At 68.8% G+C, this 15,261-nt stretch carries 14 protein-coding genes and 1 pseudogene; 4 read left to right on the forward strand and 11 right to left on the reverse strand.

The genetic code is table 11. The features are described from left to right. Window position 1: 1 nt before the first annotated feature. The 8 genes and pseudogenes from AMK34_RS01905 to AMK34_RS01940 all read right to left on the reverse strand — a co-directional run bounded on the left by AMK34_RS01905 (window position 2) and on the right by AMK34_RS01940 (window position 8,440). Window positions 2-634 carry an SGNH/GDSL hydrolase family protein gene (locus AMK34_RS01905; RefSeq protein ID WP_073842495.1) on the reverse strand — a complete coding sequence of 211 codons (633 nt, stop codon included), beginning with the start codon at window positions 632-634 and terminating at the stop codon, window positions 2-4. Beyond that, on the reverse strand, window positions 631-1,392 hold the full coding sequence (locus tag AMK34_RS01910; RefSeq protein ID WP_174492035.1) for a sugar phosphate isomerase/epimerase family protein: 762 nt from the start codon (window positions 1,390-1,392) through the stop codon (window positions 631-633). Before AMK34_RS01910 ends, AMK34_RS01905 begins: the two co-directional genes overlap by 4 nt. Further along, window positions 1,389-2,426 carry a LacI family DNA-binding transcriptional regulator gene (locus AMK34_RS01915; RefSeq protein ID WP_038514604.1) on the reverse strand — a complete coding sequence of 346 codons (1,038 nt, stop codon included), beginning with the start codon at window positions 2,424-2,426 and terminating at the stop codon, window positions 1,389-1,391. The genes AMK34_RS01910 and AMK34_RS01915 overlap by 4 nt, the downstream gene beginning before the upstream one ends. 83 nt (window positions 2,427-2,509) lie before the next feature. After that, window positions 2,510-3,952: a polysaccharide lyase 6 family protein gene (locus tag AMK34_RS01920; RefSeq protein WP_073842497.1), complete on the reverse strand. Its 1,443-nt coding sequence runs from the start codon at window positions 3,950-3,952 to the stop codon at window positions 2,510-2,512. 13 nt (window positions 3,953-3,965) lie between these two features. Further along, window positions 3,966-5,270: pseudogene (locus AMK34_RS01925) on the reverse strand (alpha-L-fucosidase); the annotation flags it as partial. A gap of 25 nt (window positions 5,271-5,295) precedes the next feature. Then, complete coding sequence (locus AMK34_RS01930; protein WP_037336802.1) at window positions 5,296-6,162, reverse strand: carbohydrate ABC transporter permease; 867 nt, start codon at window positions 6,160-6,162, stop codon at window positions 5,296-5,298. Then, on the reverse strand, window positions 6,159-7,115 hold the full coding sequence (locus AMK34_RS01935; protein WP_037336805.1) for a carbohydrate ABC transporter permease: 957 nt from the start codon (window positions 7,113-7,115) through the stop codon (window positions 6,159-6,161). The genes AMK34_RS01930 and AMK34_RS01935 overlap by 4 nt, the downstream gene beginning before the upstream one ends. Further along, window positions 7,112-8,440 carry a sugar ABC transporter substrate-binding protein gene (locus AMK34_RS01940; protein WP_073842501.1) on the reverse strand — a complete coding sequence of 443 codons (1,329 nt, stop codon included), beginning with the start codon at window positions 8,438-8,440 and terminating at the stop codon, window positions 7,112-7,114. Before AMK34_RS01940 ends, AMK34_RS01935 begins: the two co-directional genes overlap by 4 nt. A gap of 182 nt (window positions 8,441-8,622) precedes the next feature. On the opposite strand from AMK34_RS01940, the gene AMK34_RS01945 reads away from it, so the two are divergent. The 3 genes from AMK34_RS01945 to AMK34_RS01955 are packed head-to-tail and all read left to right on the forward strand — an operon-like array spanning window position 8,623 to window position 11,321. Beyond that, window positions 8,623-9,630, forward strand: coding sequence for a hydroxyacid dehydrogenase (locus tag AMK34_RS01945; protein ID WP_073842503.1), 1,008 nt, complete (start codon window positions 8,623-8,625; stop codon window positions 9,628-9,630). Beyond that, window positions 9,630-10,274: an alpha/beta fold hydrolase gene (locus AMK34_RS01950; protein ID WP_073842505.1), complete on the forward strand. Its 645-nt coding sequence runs from the start codon at window positions 9,630-9,632 to the stop codon at window positions 10,272-10,274. Before AMK34_RS01945 ends, AMK34_RS01950 begins: the two co-directional genes overlap by 1 nt. A 27-nt stretch (window positions 10,275-10,301) precedes the next feature. Further along, on the forward strand, window positions 10,302-11,321 hold the full coding sequence (locus AMK34_RS01955; protein WP_073842507.1) for a hypothetical protein: 1,020 nt from the start codon (window positions 10,302-10,304) through the stop codon (window positions 11,319-11,321). Between the two features lie 4 nt (window positions 11,322-11,325). Here the strand turns inward: AMK34_RS01955 and AMK34_RS01960 are convergent, their stop codons facing one another. Beyond that, window positions 11,326-12,465 carry an epoxide hydrolase family protein gene (locus AMK34_RS01960; RefSeq protein ID WP_073842509.1) on the reverse strand — a complete coding sequence of 380 codons (1,140 nt, stop codon included), beginning with the start codon at window positions 12,463-12,465 and terminating at the stop codon, window positions 11,326-11,328. A 77-nt stretch (window positions 12,466-12,542) separates the two neighbouring features. Between AMK34_RS01960 and AMK34_RS01965 the strand changes: the two genes are divergently transcribed. Beyond that, on the forward strand, window positions 12,543-13,106 hold the full coding sequence (locus tag AMK34_RS01965; protein ID WP_038514582.1) for a CGNR zinc finger domain-containing protein: 564 nt from the start codon (window positions 12,543-12,545) through the stop codon (window positions 13,104-13,106). Window positions 13,107-13,656: 550 nt separating this feature from the next. Here the strand turns inward: AMK34_RS01965 and AMK34_RS01970 are convergent. Continuing rightward, window positions 13,657-14,748 (reverse strand): aldo/keto reductase, encoded by a 1,092-nt coding sequence (locus tag AMK34_RS01970; protein ID WP_073842511.1) that lies wholly within the window; start codon window positions 14,746-14,748, stop codon window positions 13,657-13,659. Between the two features lie 41 nt (window positions 14,749-14,789). Then, complete coding sequence (locus AMK34_RS01975) at window positions 14,790-15,254, reverse strand: DUF6130 family protein (protein WP_228694538.1); 465 nt, start codon at window positions 15,252-15,254, stop codon at window positions 14,790-14,792. Window positions 15,255-15,261 lie beyond the last annotated feature (7 nt).

The raw sequence follows: 15,261 nt of genomic DNA on the forward strand, positions 1-15,261 counted from the left end.
GCTAGGGGAGCCGTGCCTCCTGGACCGGCGCCCCGGCGGCCGCGAGCCAGGCTTCGGCGAGCAGGCGATGTCCCAGCGGGCTGGGGTGGACGCCGTCCGGGGCCAGCGTCGCCGCCCCGTGCTCGGCGGCCGCGCGCGGCATGAACAGATCCGCACGGATCAGCCGCGCGCCGAACTCGGTCGCCACGTCGATCGCGGTTTCGATGCGGGGCGCGAGATCAGCGACCCACTCCTGCTGCTCAGGCTCCACCGGCAGCAGGAACGGTGTGATCACGTACAACTCGGCCGGGAGATGCTGCCGCGCGCCGGCCAGGAGCCGGGAGTAGGCGGCGCGGAACTTCTCGATCGGGCTCGGCAGGCCGCGGTCGAACGTCCGCCAGGTGTCGTTGATGCCGATCTTCACCGTCAGCACCGTGGGACGCGCGGCGAGGACGTCGGCGGTCCACCGGGCTTCGAGATCGTAGATCCGGTTGCCGTTGATCCCGCGGTTGAGCACCTCCGGCCCGTCGCCGAGGAGGTCCGCGATCTGCCGGACGTAGCCCTTTCCGAGCGACGCGGGATCGGTGCGGTCGCGGCTGGAATCGGTGATGGAGTCGCCGGCGAACAGCAGGCGGTCGGCCTCGGTGAACCTCACGCGCCCGCCTCGATCAGCTTCCGCAGCGAGTCGGCCTCGCCGGGGATCAGGTCCGGGTCGTTGTCCGGGACGAATTCCAGCAACGCGTCGAGCGGTCGCCCCGCCTTGGCGAGCAGGCCGAAGGCCCGTGTCCAGAGCTCCGTCCGGAAGGTCAGCGGATGCCGCTCGTTGCTGGGCCACCACGAGAACACGTGCACCGCGCGTACCTGGTCGAGTACCAGTTCCAGCCCCGCCAGCGCCTGCTCGTCCGGTAGATCCTGCGGCGGTTGCCAGTAGGTGCCGAGATTGTCGCGACCCACCTCTTCGAGCAGCCGCACGGTCGATTCGGCGGTGTCGGTCAGCGTCCCGCCGTGGAACTCCAGCGCGACTTCGAGACCGTGTTCGTTCGCGACGTCGGCGGCCTCGCGGAGCCCGGCGACGATCTGCTCGCGCTCGTAGGAGTCGACGTCCTCGGAGCCCGCTTTCCCCGCCCACACCCGGATCCGCGAGGCACCGAGCCGGACCGCGGTGGCGGCGATCTCGCCGAACTTCCCGGCCTCCATCGGGGTCGCGCGGAAGTAGGAACCGTAGGAGTCGCAGGTCAGCCCGTGCCGTGCCATGGCCTCGAACGCGCGCTCGGCCGCCCAGTCGTCACCGGGGCGCACATGGACGTCGGCGCCCCATTCGATCACCTGCAGTCCCGCCTTCTCGGCGCGACAGGCGACCTCGTCGGCGTCCAGCCGTCGCAGCGTCACCGAACACAGTCCCGGGCGGATCATTTTCCCTCCAACGGTTGAGTGCTTTCCCGCAGCACGACCTCGCCGGTGATCGGCTTGACACGGGGACCGTCCGCGCGGTGGTCGAGGATGAAGTCGAGGGCCTGTTCGCCCATGCGCTCGATCGGCACGCGCACAGTGGACAGCGACGGCCTTATGTCCCGCAACGTAATAATGTCGTCGAATCCGGCGATCGCGATCTGCGCGGGCACCTGCAGTCCGCGGTCGCGGCAGGCGGCCATCGCGCCGACGGCCATCACGTCGTTGACCGCGAACACGCAGCCGCGGAAGCCGTTCTCGATCGCCCGCACCATCGCCGCGTAGCCGCCGTCGCGGGTGAAGTCCGCGCGCAGCACGTGGTTCTCGGGCAAGGGGACGCCTTGCCGGGCGAGGCCGTCACGGAAACCCAGCACCCGGTCCCGGGAGGTCAGCAGGCCGGACGGCCCGGCGAGGACGAGGAAGTCGCGGTGCCCGAGCAGGGCGAGTCGTTCGGCCAGGTCCGCCGCTCCCGCGCGGTTCTCCAGCATGACCGTGTCGAAGGGGAGCTTCCGCTGCCCGATCACCACGACCTGGCCGTCGGCGGCCTCGAACGCCTTGAGCTCCTTGGTCAGATTCCGTTGCAGGGCACTGTCTTCGTTGCGCGACCCGGCGAGGATGACCGCTCGCGCCCGCTGCCCGCGCAGCGTCGTGACGTACTCGAGTTCCTTCTCCGGATGGTTCTCGGTGCTCGCGATGGTGACCGTCAGCCCGTGCCGGGCGGCCACGCGCATCACGCCGGACGCGATCGAGGAGAAGTACGGGTCGACGATGTCGTGCACCAGCAGCCCGACGACGTTGCCGCGACCGCGGGCCATCGCCTGCGCGGGCACGTTCGCCGTGTACTGCAGGCGTTCCGCGGCCCGCAGCACCGATTCGCGCAGGGTGCCGCTGACCTGTCTGGTCCCGCCGTTGAGCGCCCTCGACGCCGTCGCGAGCGACACTCCGGCCTCGCGGGCGACGTCGGCCAGGGTGGCCGAACCCGCGGCACGCTGCGCCATGGTTCCTCCTCGGTGGTGCGGTGGGGCTCACGCCGGCGTGGGCTGACGCCGGCGTGAGCCCGGCTCTGATGTCGACCGCCTCGCTACGGAGCGGCGGGGCCGACGTCCGCGGTGGTGAGCGGCCGGTTGGCGATGGCGGCCGTCGAGTACTCGTCGGCGCCGACGTCACGCAGGCTGCCGCGGGCCTGACCGTCGATGTCCAGCGTGACCGGCGCGGTCGAGAGGGTCGCCGCGTCGATCGCCGGGCTGCCCGCGGCGAGCCGCGAGACGCCGTCGGTGCCCTGCACGAGCTTCGGGTCGACCCGGCGGAAGGTGCCCGCCGGGATGTTGCCGTCCCCGCCCGAACCCCACAGGATGTTGCCGGACCAGGTGAAGTTGCCCGTGGTGCTCATCGCGACCAGGTCGCCGCTGCCGCTGACGAAGAGGTTGTCGGAGATCGTGCAGTCGCGCGGTTCGATCGTCCGTTTGGTCTCGCCGGCGAGTGTGCCGCCGTTGTTCAGCAGCGTGTTGTGCGCGATGAGCACGCGGTCCGCCGCGTCGTTGCCACGCCGTGATTCCTTCGATTCACCCGGGAAGTGGTCACGGACGGAGCCACTGCCGACGACCAGTGCGGTGCTGGACACCCCGGCGACGTAGTTGTTGAGGATCTTGTGGTCGTTGCCGTAGATCCGGATGCCTTCCTTGCCGCCGAGGATGAAGTTGGATTCGACGACGGTCTTGTTGCCGTGGCGCAGCACGATGCCGCCGAGGCTGTTCCGGATGGTGTTGTTGCGGATGAAGTTGCCCGACGACTTGACCGAGATCGCCTCCGGGTCGCCGTTCGCGCGTTCGAACAGGTTGTACTCCACCGTGGCACCGGCCGTGCTCAGCGCGCGCGGGCTGACGCCGAGCCGGATCGGCTCGCCGCCGTTGTCGCCGGAGAAGGTGTGGTCGGAGAAGTAGTTCCGCACGACGTGGACGCCGGTCGCCATCTTGTCGTCGTCCGCGCCCTCGATGCAGAGCATGACACCGAGCGTCGTCTTGTGGTGGAAGTGGTTGCGGTCGATCTTGCTGTAGTCGGCGCGGACCATCACCCAGTGCAGGTCCGGGAGGTCGGCGAACTGGAGATCGTTGCGGGTCAGGCGGATCCGGGAGCAGTTCGCCGGGATCTCCAGCGTGGTGCTCTGCCGGAAATTGAACCCGCTGAGCGTGACGCCGGTGGAGTCGTCGAAGACGAAGCTCTGCTCGCCGTTGAACGTCACCCCGCCGCGGGTCTGGGCGACGATGGTGATCGGCTGGTCCTTCGTGCCGCGCCTGCCCTTGATGCTGATCGGTTTGCCCGTCGGCACGGTGTACGCGCCGTCGTTCACCGTGATGACGGTGCCGGGGACCGCCTGGTTGATCGCGTTCTGCAGTTCGGTCAGCGAACCGACGTTCAGGGCGCAGAGCCGCTTCGGCTTGGCCGACGCCGTGCCCGCGGTGACCCAGGGGACGGTGATCAGCGCGGCGCCGAGGGTGGCGCCGCTGAGGAACCTTCTGCGATCCATGATGCCTCCGTGCTCAATCGGTGGGGCGGGTTTCGGCGGCGGGGCTTTCCGTGCTCAGGAACAGTTCGATCACCGGGACCGGGGTGTCCGGTTTCCGGATGGGGAGTTTCAGGGTGAGCGTGCCTTCCGGCTGCCCGCCCATCTGGGTGTTCTGCGCGGTCTGCCCGGGATCCGTGTGCACCTGCCGGATTTCCGAGGCGTCGTCGAGCAATTGGGCGTAACGCACCCGCCCGGCGAGCCCGGGCAGGTGGACGTGGTTCATCGGCCAGCTGAACAGGTGCAGGTACAGCCGGTTCCCGCGCTGGGTGTAGCGGCCGTCGGCGGGCGCGGTGAACTCCGAGGGACCGCAGCCGCGGATGGAGCGTTCGTGCCGGTCCATCCAGCGGCCGAGCTCGGCGAGCACCTCGTGCGCGCGGGGGTCGATCTCGCCCCGGCCGTTCGGGCCGACGTTGAGCAGCAGGTTGCCGTCCTTGGACACGCCGTCGACCAGCATCCGGATGAGCAGCTCGGGGCTCTTGTAGTCGAGGTTGTCGCGGTCGTAACCCCAGCTGCCGTTCAGCGTCTGGCACGCCTCCCACACCACGGGGACACCGTCGCGGGTCATCGGGCCGGACGGCTGGTACTGCTCCGGGGTGATGAAGTCGCCGGGGATCCCGGTGCGGTCGTTGACCAGGATGCCGGGCTGCAGTTCGCGGACCAGCGCGAGCAGGCCGGGGGAGTCCCAGTCGTCAGGCCCCTTGCCGCCCCACCATTCCTTGCGGCCCTTGTAGGAGAAATCGAAGAACAGGTAGTCGATCGTGCCGAAGCGGGTGAGCAGTTCGCGCACCTGACCGTGGAGATAGAGCCGGTACTCGGCGATGTCGGCGTACTGGTGCGCCGCGATGTACTCCGCGTCGTCACGGCGGGGATGGGTGCCGTCGACGGGGAAAGCCGGGTGGTGCCAGTCGATCAGCGAGTGATAGAAGCCGACCTTCAGGCCTTCCTCACGGCACGCGTCGACGAACGGGCCGAGCAGATCCTTGCCGTACGGCGTGTTCGTCACCTTGAAGTCGGTGAGGTCGCTGTCCCACAGGCAGAAACCGTCGTGGTGCTTGGTGGTCAGCACGACGTAGGTCATGCCCGCGGCCTTCGCGGCCCGCGCCCAGGACCGCGGGTCGTACTTGTCCGGCTCGAAGTGGTCGAAGTAGACCCGGTACTGCTCGTCGGTCAGCTTCTCGTGGTTCTGCACCCATTCGTGCCGGGCGGCCAGCGAATACAGTCCCCAGTGGACGAACATCCCGAACCGGTCGTGGGTGAACCAGGCGGTGGAACTCACTTCAGGATCGCTCCTTGCAGATGGTGGGTCAGCCCTTGAGCGCGCCCGAGGCGAGGCCGCGGACGAACGAACGCTGGAAGAACAGGAACGCGGCGACCGAGGGGAGCAGCGCCAGCAGCGACGCCGCCATGATCACGCCGGGGGTGACGGTCGGGTCGATCCGCAGTGTCCGCAGGGCCAGCGGCAGGGTGTAGGTCGAAGCGTCGGTCGACACCAGCAACGGCAGCAGGTACTGGTCCCAGATCATGGTGAAGCCGAAGACGCCGATCACGCCGAGCGCGGGCTTGCACATCGGAAGGATGATCTGCGCGAAGATCCGCAGATCACCGGCGCCGTCGATCCGCGCGGCCTCTTCGAGTTCGCGGGGGACGTCCTTCATGAACTCGGTCATCACCAGGATCGAGAACGCCCACGCGCCCAGCGGCACGATCATCCCGGCGAGGCTGCCGATCAGATTGAGGTGCACCACGGGCAGATCCGAGAGGATCAGCGAGAGCGGGATCGCGAGGATCTCCTCCGGCAGCATCAGCGTCGCCAGGATCGCGACCAGCACGAAGGTCATGAACCGGAACTTCTTGCGCGCCAACGCGTAACCGGCCAGGACCGAGATGACGACCTGCAGCAGGAGACCGAAGCCGACCACCAGGAACGAGTTGAGCAGGTACATCCCGACGCCCTGGTCGAACGCGATGCCGAAGTTCTCCAGGGTGGGGCTCGACGGGATGACGCTCAGCGCCGTCGGGTCGGAGACGTCGTTGAACGCGCTGACCAGCAGCGCCAGCAGCGGCCCGGCGAACACCAGGAGCAGCAGGGCGTACAGGACGAACTTCAGGATCCGTCCGCCCGGCGATTTGACGGCGTCGAGGCCGAGCGCCGAATCGTTGGCCGCGGTCATGCGTCTCGCCTCCGTCGGAGCACCTGGACGAACAGGGTGAGCACGAGCGTCGCGAGGAACAGCAGGACCGCGCCCGCCGCACCGACGCCCAGCCGGTTCTGTTCCAGGCCGAGTTTGTAGATCAGGGTCATCGCCACCTCGGTCGAGCCGTTCGGCCCGCCGTTGGTCAGCAGGAACACCTCGGTGAACACCCGCAGGCCGCGGATCGCCGCGAGGACGAACAGGATCGAGAACACCGACCGCAGGCCCGGCAGCGTCACGTGGACGATCTTGCGCCAGCGCGAGGCGCCGTCCACAGTGGCCGCTTCGTAGAGGCCGCGGTCGATACCCGCCAAACCGGCGAGGAAGATCATCATGTCGTACGGAGCGCCGCGCCAGATCCCGGTGATGATCACCGAGATCATCGACGAATCGGGATCGTTGATGAATCCCGACGGGCCAAGGCCGACCAGGCCGAGGATGGAGTTCAGCATCCCGTCCTCGGTCGGGTGGTACATGATCCGCCAGAGCTCGGCGACCACCGCGATCGGCACGACCACCGGGAGGAAGGCCGCCGACCGCAGGAACTTCAGCCGCTTGCTCTGGCCCTCCATCAGCAGGGCGAGCGCGAGACCGATGATCATCGACCCCGCGGTCTGCCCGACCGCGATCACGACGGTGTGCCAGATCGCGGAGTGGAACGCCTCGTCACCGAGGACGGTGCTGTAGTTCTGCCCGCCGACCCACTGGTTGCCCAGATACGGCTGGACGTCCTGGAAGGACATCGTCACCGCGGTGATCATCGGGATGAACTTGAAGTACACGAACAGGATGAGGGCGGGGGCCAGGAACAGCCACGGCGTCCACCACTTCCCGTCGCGGTCGCTGCGCCTGCGGGCCTTCGGCGCGGGCGTCCGCTTCACGGCGGGACGGTCCGCGCCGACGGCCGCCGGCTTGGCGTGATCTACGGTCATGAGGCGCTGATCCCCTGTTGCTGCAAGGTCGCGGTGAGCTTGGTGTCGAGTTTGGACAGTTCCGCCTTGAGATCGAGCTTGCAGTCGGCGACGAGCGCGCTGATCGTGTCGGCGGTGTCCTGGCGGACCGGCGTCCAGTTCGGGATGGACGGCGCGTAGTGGCCGGACTTCGCGTAGATCTCGGCGTAGGTCTTCCACCGCGGGTCGGAGCGGACCTGGGTGATGTCGACGTTCTTGTTCACCGGGAGCTGCACGATGAAGGCCGACTCGCCTTCCATGCCGATCTTCTGGCCGTCGGCCGAGATCGCGAAGTCACCGAACGCGTCCTGGCCGGCCTGGTTCGGCGAACCGGCCATCATGAAGATCGACAGGCCCTCGGCGAGGACGTCGGCGTTCTTGGCGCCCTTCGGCATCGGGACGACCTCGTACTTGTCCTTGCCGAGCGACTTGTCGAAGCGCGGCAGCAGGTACGGGCCGACGACGTACATCCCGGCCTTGCCCGCTTCGAAGGTCTCGTTGGTCGCCGGGGTCGGCATGGTGACCGAACCGGGCTGGATCACGTTGTCCTTGCAGCCGAGGTCGCGGAACCACTGCACCGCGGCCACGGATTCGGGGGTGCTCATCGCCGGCTTGTACTTGCCGCCACCGGTTTCGGTGATGAAGTCGCCGCCCGCGGCCCACAGGAAGTTCGAGAAGTACCAGGAGGCGTAACCCCGCTTGGTCGACAGCGTCGCGTTCAGGCCCGCGGTGTCGTTCTTCCCGTTGCCGTCGGGGTCGCCGGTGGTGAAGGCCTTGGCGAGGTCCGCCAGTTCGGCCCAGCTCTGCGGGACGCCCTTGCCGAGCTTCTCGCGCCAGTCCTTGCGGATCAGCAGTGCCGAAGCCTGCGCGCTGTAGGGCAGGCCGTACAGCTTGCCGTCCGGGGTCTGGTTGGACTTCAGCGCCTGCTCGGTGAGCTCCGACGCGTGCTTGATCTTGCCCTGTTCGATCTCACGCACGAGACCCTGGCTCTTCAGTGTGCCGACCTGGGTGACGTCGTTCATCACGATGTCCGGCAGGTCGCGCTGGGCGGCGCGCTGGGCGAGCTTCGTCTCGAAGTCGTCGAAGATCGCGGTGACCTGCACCTTGAATCCCGTGGCCTTCTCGAAGGCTTCCGCGAGCCGCTTGGTGGCCTGTTCGCCGGCGCCGCCGGGGGTCGTCCGGGTCCACAGTTCCAACGGCGCCTTGGTGTCCTGCGCGACGTTCGTTCCGGCGGGGCCTGCCGAGCAGCCCGAAAGGACCAGCGCTGAGACAGTGAGTCCCACGCCGATCCACCGCGATTTCCGCATCGCTTCTCCTGTTCACTGTGGACCACGCTGTCTACCTCGGAGGGGACGGTAAGCGCTTTCCCGGTCTCCGGTCAATGGTCCGATCATTACGAATTTCAATCGCCCGTGTTTGCCTCTGCGCGGGACTCGCCGTGCGTGGACCGGCTCAAGCATCCGATGTATGGTCGCCGCCGGAGGTAGGGATGACCGAGCAGCAACACCGGCCGACGGCACTTCTCGTGATGGAGGAACGCCGCCGCGGCGACGTATACCCCGAGGCCGTGGTGAAGGAGATCGAAACGCTGGTGGACCTGCGTGAGCCGCTCACCCGAGAGCGGCTGGCGGAGGACCCGTCGGCACTGGAAGGCGTCGAGATCCTGCTGTCCGGCTGGGGTGCCCCGGTGCTGGACTCCGTCCTTTTGGGACACGCGCGGGACCTGCGGGCCGTGCTCGTCGCGGCCGGCTCGGTCCGGCCGCTGACCACGCCCGAGTTCTGGGCGCGCGAGCTGCCGATCGTGTCCGCCGCGGCCGCGAACGCCGTCCCGGTCGCCGAGTTCACCCTGGCCCAGGTCCTCTTAGGACTCAAGCAGGTGCACCGCATCTCCCGCGAGATCCGGGAGCGGCGCGCCTATCCGCCGGATCCGCGGGTCGCGGGCGCCTACCGATCCCGCGTCGGCCTGCTGGGCCTCGGCGAGATCGGTGCTCTCGTCGCGTCGCATTTGCGCGGTTTCGACGTGGAAGTGCTCGCGAGCGACCCCGTCGTCGACCCGGCGACCGCCGAAGGCCTCGGCGTGCGGCTGGTGGGCCTGGAAGAACTGTTCGCCACGTGTCCCGTGGTGAGCCTGCACGCGCCGCTGCTCCCGGAGACCGAAGGCCTGGTCGACGGTGAGCTGGTCGCCAGGATGGGTATCGGCGCGACCCTGATCAACACCGCCCGCGGCGCCGTCGTCAACGAGCCGTCGGTCGTCCCTGTGCTGGCCGAACGTCCCGATCTCACCGCGATCCTCGACGTCACCTGGCCCGAACCGCCGGAGCCGGACTCGCCGCTGTACACGTTGCCGAACGTGGTGCTCACCCCGCATCTGGCAGGCGCGCTGGGCGCCGAGCGTGCCCGGATGGGCGAACTCGTGGCCGGTGAGCTGCGGCGGTTCGTCCTCGGGGAGCCGCTGCGGCATGCCGTCGCGCCGGACCGGGCGCATCTGCGCGCCTGATGCTCGCCTTCCGGGAGACCGGCCCGTCCGGTGGGGTGCCCGTCGTCTTGCTGCATGCCCTTGGCAGCAATACGGGCACTTGGGACGATTTCGCCGGTCGCCTGGCTCGTCGTGTCGTGGCCGTCGACCTGCTGGGGCACGGCGACAGCGCCCACGTCGAGAACTACTCGCTCGACGCGATGGCCGACGGCGTCGCCGAGCTCCTCGGGGACGAAGCGGACCTGGTCGGCCATTCGATGGGCGGCCGGGTCGCCGTGCTGCTCGCCCAGAGGCTGCCCGGGCGCGTGCGGCGGCTGGTCGTCGAGGACACCCCGCCGCCTCCGCTGGAGGCTCTGGAGCCGTTGGCTCCCGCACAGGAGCCGTTCGAGCCGTTGCCGTTCGATTGGCGGCTGATCGATCCGATCATGGCCGAACTCCGCAGGCCCGACCCCGCGTGGTGGGAGCGGCTCGGCGCGATCACGGCGCCGACCCTGCTGATCAGCGGCGGGCCGTCCAGCCATGTCGGCCGTGAGCCGCTGGAACGGATGTGCGGGCTGATCCCGGACTGCCGCCTGGCGATCATCGAGGACGCGGGGCATCGGGTGCACGGCAGCAGGCCGGAGGAGTTCGCGGCGGTGGCGGGGGAGTTCCTCGGCCCGGCGTAATCTGGACATCTGCCTGGGGAGGGTGCGGTGGTCGTGTTCAGTTGTGCGGGCTGCGCCGCCGAACTGACCGTGCCGGTCTCGCCGGTCGCTCTCCCGGTGCACGCGCACAACCGTTACGGGCACGCCCTTCTGCCGCCGCTCATGCGGGCGGGGAGCTACGCCGTCGACCCCGAGCCGTTCGGTCCGCCGTGGCGACCGTGGAACGAGGCCGAAGCCGAAGCTCGAAGTCTGTTCGCGCCCGTCGGCCTGCTTTCGCACGGGCCCGCCGGATCGATCGTGGTCGCGCCGGGGGACACTCGCGGGACCGTGCTGATCCCGGAACGATGCGACGGCTACTGCTACGGCGTGGACGGGCGGGACGGCCCCAATCTCGCTTGCGCCCGGTGCGGGCTGGAAGTGGGGAGCCGGATCGACGACTGCTCGCGCTGGCAGGAGGTGCGGCTCCTCCCGTACTCCGTGCGGTTCGAACCGGCGGGAGAACCTCCTGCCGACGACTGGACCGTCGAAGGAGTACCGCCGGTCGAACCCTCAGGGGCGTGGAACCCGTATTGGGAGGCGGCCGTCGGTGACGCGCTGGCCCGTCTGTTCGCGGTTTCCGGCGGCGGGACGATCGCAGTGCAGGACGGCCTGGTCGCCGACGTCTTCGGCCCGGCTCTCGCCCTGCCTTCGTCCAGCTCACCGCATCGGGCTCTGGCGCTCGCGGGCCCTGGAGAGCCGGATGCCGACGACATCGCGCTCGTGCCGCGGCACCCGGTGACCGGACGGCCGTGGGCGCATTCGGGCGCCACCGACGTCGTCCCGCTGGCGGCCGAGGTGTGGACGTGGCTGGCTTTCGGTCAGGACCCGGTGACCGCCCCGGCTTCCGGAGTCATGCCGGTGGGTGTTCTCCGGGACGACCCGCTGCCGAAGCATCCGAGCGGGCCCTTCTCGCCCGCACGGGACGTCTTCCTGCACACGCTGGCGCGGCTTCCAGCCGTTCGGCAGCCGTGGCTGAGGGCGATCTACGACCGGGTGATGGCGGGCGGCCCCGTCTCGAGGGTCGTATAACGACCTATACCGCTTGCCGTACGGCCGCGAGGCCCTCCTGCAGATCCTTGACGAAATACCCGGGGACCTCCAGCGAAGGGAAATGCCCGCCTGCTTCGGGCGACCTCCAGCTGACGATCCGCCGGTACCGCTCCTGCGCCCAGGGGCGCGGATACTTCTCGATGTCGCGGGGATAGACGGTGATCGCCGCCGGGACGTCGACGCGGAGTTCGGGATCGAGGGAGTTGTGGCTTTCGTAGTAGATGCGGGCCGATGACGCGCCGGTCCGGGTCAGCCAGTACAGGGTGACGTCGTCGAGGATGCGGTCCCGGGAGATCGTCTCGAACGGGCTGTCCTCGGTGTCCGACCATTCCGCGAACTTGTCGAGGATCCAGGCGAGCAGGCCCACCGGTGAGTCGACGAGCGAGTAGCCGATGGTCTGCGGGCGGGTCGCCTGCTGCTTGGCATAGGCGGCGCGGTGATGCCAGAAGTCGTGGGTTTCCTCGGTCCACTCGCGCTCGGCCGGGGTCAGCCCCTCCGTCGTCAGCCCGGGCGGTCCCTCCGCGAACGTCGTGTGGATGCCGAGAACGTGTTCCGGGAACCTGCCGCCGAGGACCGTGGTGATGTTGCCGCCCCAGTCGCCGCCGTGGGCCGCGAACCTGTCGTAGCCGAGCCTGCCCATCAGTTCGACCCAGGCGGCTGCGATCTTTTCGGTTCCCCAGCCGGTGGTGGCCGGTTTGTCGCTGTAGCCGAAGCCCGGCAGCGACGGGACCACGACGTGGAACGCCGGTGTGTCCGGGTCCGCCGGTTCGGCCAGTTCGTCCACCACATCGACGAACTCGGCGATGCTGCCCGGCCAGCCGTGCGTCAGGACCAGGGGAGTGGCGTCCGCGCGGGTGGACCGGCGGTGCAGGAAGTGGATCCCCAGGCCGTCGATGGTCGTGCGGAACTGGCCGATCCGGTCGAGGCGCTTTTCGAACCGCCGCCAGTCGTATCCGGTGCGCCAGTAGTCCACGACCTCGATCAGATCGGCGAGCGGAACGCCCTGGCCCCAGCGGGGGACCGTCTCGGCTTCCGGTAGCCGCGCCGCGGCCAGTCGCGCACGCAGATCGTCGAGGTCGGCGTCGGTCGCGTGGGCTTCGAAGGCTTGCACTTCGCTGGTCATGGGACCTCCTCTTCGGAACCGGCTAAGACGGTTCTAACAGTTCGCCCCGGCCGGGCGCAACCGGCTAAGGTGGTTCCATGCGTTCCGGCTTTCCCGACTTCCGCCTCGGCAGCGTGCTGGCGACCAGCTTCACGGCGACTCTGACGGAGCGTCGTGGTGAGGCCGTGGAGCGCATTCCCACACCGCAGCGGCTCGTGGACTGGCTGGCCGTGAGCGGCCTGGCCGTGGAGTCCTGCACCGCGGCCCAGCTCGACCTCGCCCGGGAGCTGAGGGAAGCGATCCACGCCGCCGCGACGGCGACCGCGACTCGGGAAGCCCTGCCTGCCGGCGCCGTCCAGGTCATCAACGACCGCAGTGTCCAGGGGCGGGCCGCGGCCGTCCTGACGCCCGACGGGGAACGGCGATGGCGGGTCGCCGACGTGGAAGACGCCCTGAGTGTGATCGCCGCCGACGCGATCAGCATCATCTCGGGCGAACGGGACGGGAAGATGGCCTTGTGCGCGTCGCCTACGTGTATGGCTGCCTTCTTCGACACCAGTCAGAGCCGCACGCGTAGGTGGTGCGACATGAACACGTGCGGGAATCGGCAGAAGAAGGCGCGGTTTCAGGCGAATCAGCGGAAGAACTCTGGGGGTTCTTGAGCGGGTTTGGGGGCGCGTTGCCGGGAAATGGCGACGGGCTCACTTGGGCGGCGGCGTTGTTGGGGCAGCCCGTGACATAGCCGGCCGGTGCGTTGCCGGGACACGGCGACCGTTGGACGGCAGCGGTGGCGTGGGCCGGTTGCGTGGCTTGCCTGGCTGGTCTGTTGCCGGAAAACGGCGACAGACCAGCCAGGCGGCAGTCCTGTTGGGCGGCCCGCGACGCGCTGCCCTGAAACGGTAATCGTTCTTACCCTGGCGATGGTGTGGAGTTGCCTGTGAGGCTAGCCCCGCCCAGTCTGTTGCCGGTAAACGGCGACGGACTCGCGTGCCCGGGACTTCGCTACGTGCTGCTTTGGGCAGTTGCCGGAAAACGGCAACCGGTCGGACGGCTGCGGTCGTACATGGCTGGCCCCGCCCAGCCCGTTGCCGAGAAACGGCGACACCCTCACGCGAGGTCGGCTCGCGACCCGGGCCGTCCCGGCGCGTCGCCAGAAAACGGCGACGGGCTGATCACATGACGCTGAGTCCATAGCCGCAAACCGGCAACAGCTCACCAGTTCCGCACCCCAGGCGCATACCCCGCAGGCTTGTCCCCGACCTTCACCCCAGGCGACACCACCCAATTCTGATACTCGGCCGTGAACATCCGATACACCGACTCCGGCGGGACAGCGCTCGCCGCGTCGAGGAGCGCCCGCAAATCCGGCGGCAGTTCGAAGTCCAGCGCCGCCATGCTCTTGCCCAGCTGCTCCGCACTGCTCGCCCCGACGATCGCGGCCGCGACACCCGGCTGCGTCGCGACCCAGTTGATCGCGACCTGCGCCATCGTGACACCGAGTTCGTCAGCGACCTTCTTCAGCGGCTTCAGCAACGCCCAGTCCCGGTCCGTCCACGACTTCCCGGGGTTCCCCGGATCGCTCAGCCTGCCTTCGCCGGTCGGCGTCTCGCCGGTCGGCCGGTACTTGCCGGTGAGGAATCCGCCTGCCAACGGGCTCCACGCGGTGACGCCGAGACCGAGATGTTGCCCCATCGGCACGTGTTCCGTCTCGATGGTCCGCTCGACGAGCGAGTAGGGCAGCTGAAGGTTGACGACCGGGGTCAGCGCGTTCGCCTCGGCGAAACTCTGCGCTCGGGCGGCGTACCAAGCGGGCACGTCGGAAAGCCCGGCATAGCGGATCTTTCCCGCGCGCACCAGGTCGTCGAACGTGCGCATCACCTCTTCGACCGGGGTGACGCGGTCCCAGGTGTGCAGCAGGAACAGGTCGACGTGGTCGGTGCCCAGCCGTCGCAACGACGCTTCGAGTGCCCTGATCAGATGTTTGCGGCCGTTGCCGCCGGCGTTCGGGTCGCCGGGGTCGACACTGTTGGTGTACTTGGTGGTGAGCACGACCCGGTCGCGCACCTTCGCCTCGGCGATGAGGCGGCCGAGGATGGTCTCGCTTTCGCCCGCGGTGTAGAAGTCCGCGGTGTCGACGAAGTTCCCGCCCGCGTCGAGATACTCGCGGAAGATCGGGCGGACCTCGTCCTCGGTTTTTCCGTATGCGGCATGGAAACCGCCGGTGCCGAAGTTCATCGTGCCGAGCGCGATCCGGCTGACGCGCAGTCCGGAGCGGCCGAGCAGGTAGTACTGATCGAGTGCCATGGGGAACTCCAGGGTTTCAGGGGCGCTTGAAGACAGGCGTCTCAGTGGTGTCCACTGTGGACGGGAACGACGAAGTTCACCGTCTTCTCGTCGAGGATCTTGTGCGTCGGATCGGCGAGACCGATCCACACCTTGTGCGGCCCCGCCGGCAGTGACTGGATGATCAGCGGTTCGCCGCTGCCGTCCGCCCAGTGCCAAGCGGCGTCGTCGACGGTCACGTGGATGTGGCCGATCCGCGGCGAAACGTCCAGCGCGGCCGGGCCGTAGACCGGCACGATCCGGAGGTTTTCCGCCCGGTACCGCAGCACGACCAGCCCCATCGCCAGCTGTTCGGGCAAGGGCGCGTCCACGACCAGCGAAGGCGGCGGTTGCGAAGGCAGCGGCACGACGGGAGCGGGCGACCAGCCGGCGGCCGCGCCAGGAGGTGCGGGCGCAGCCGGGGGAGCGCCGCACGCGGCGGTGAGCAGAACGGCGGTGGCGAGGGCGAGTTTCCCCAAGACGGGCATGAACTCA

This window comes from Amycolatopsis sp. CB00013 (genome assembly GCF_001905755.1).
Taxonomy (GTDB): Bacteria; Actinomycetota; Actinomycetes; order Mycobacteriales; family Pseudonocardiaceae; genus Amycolatopsis; species Amycolatopsis japonica.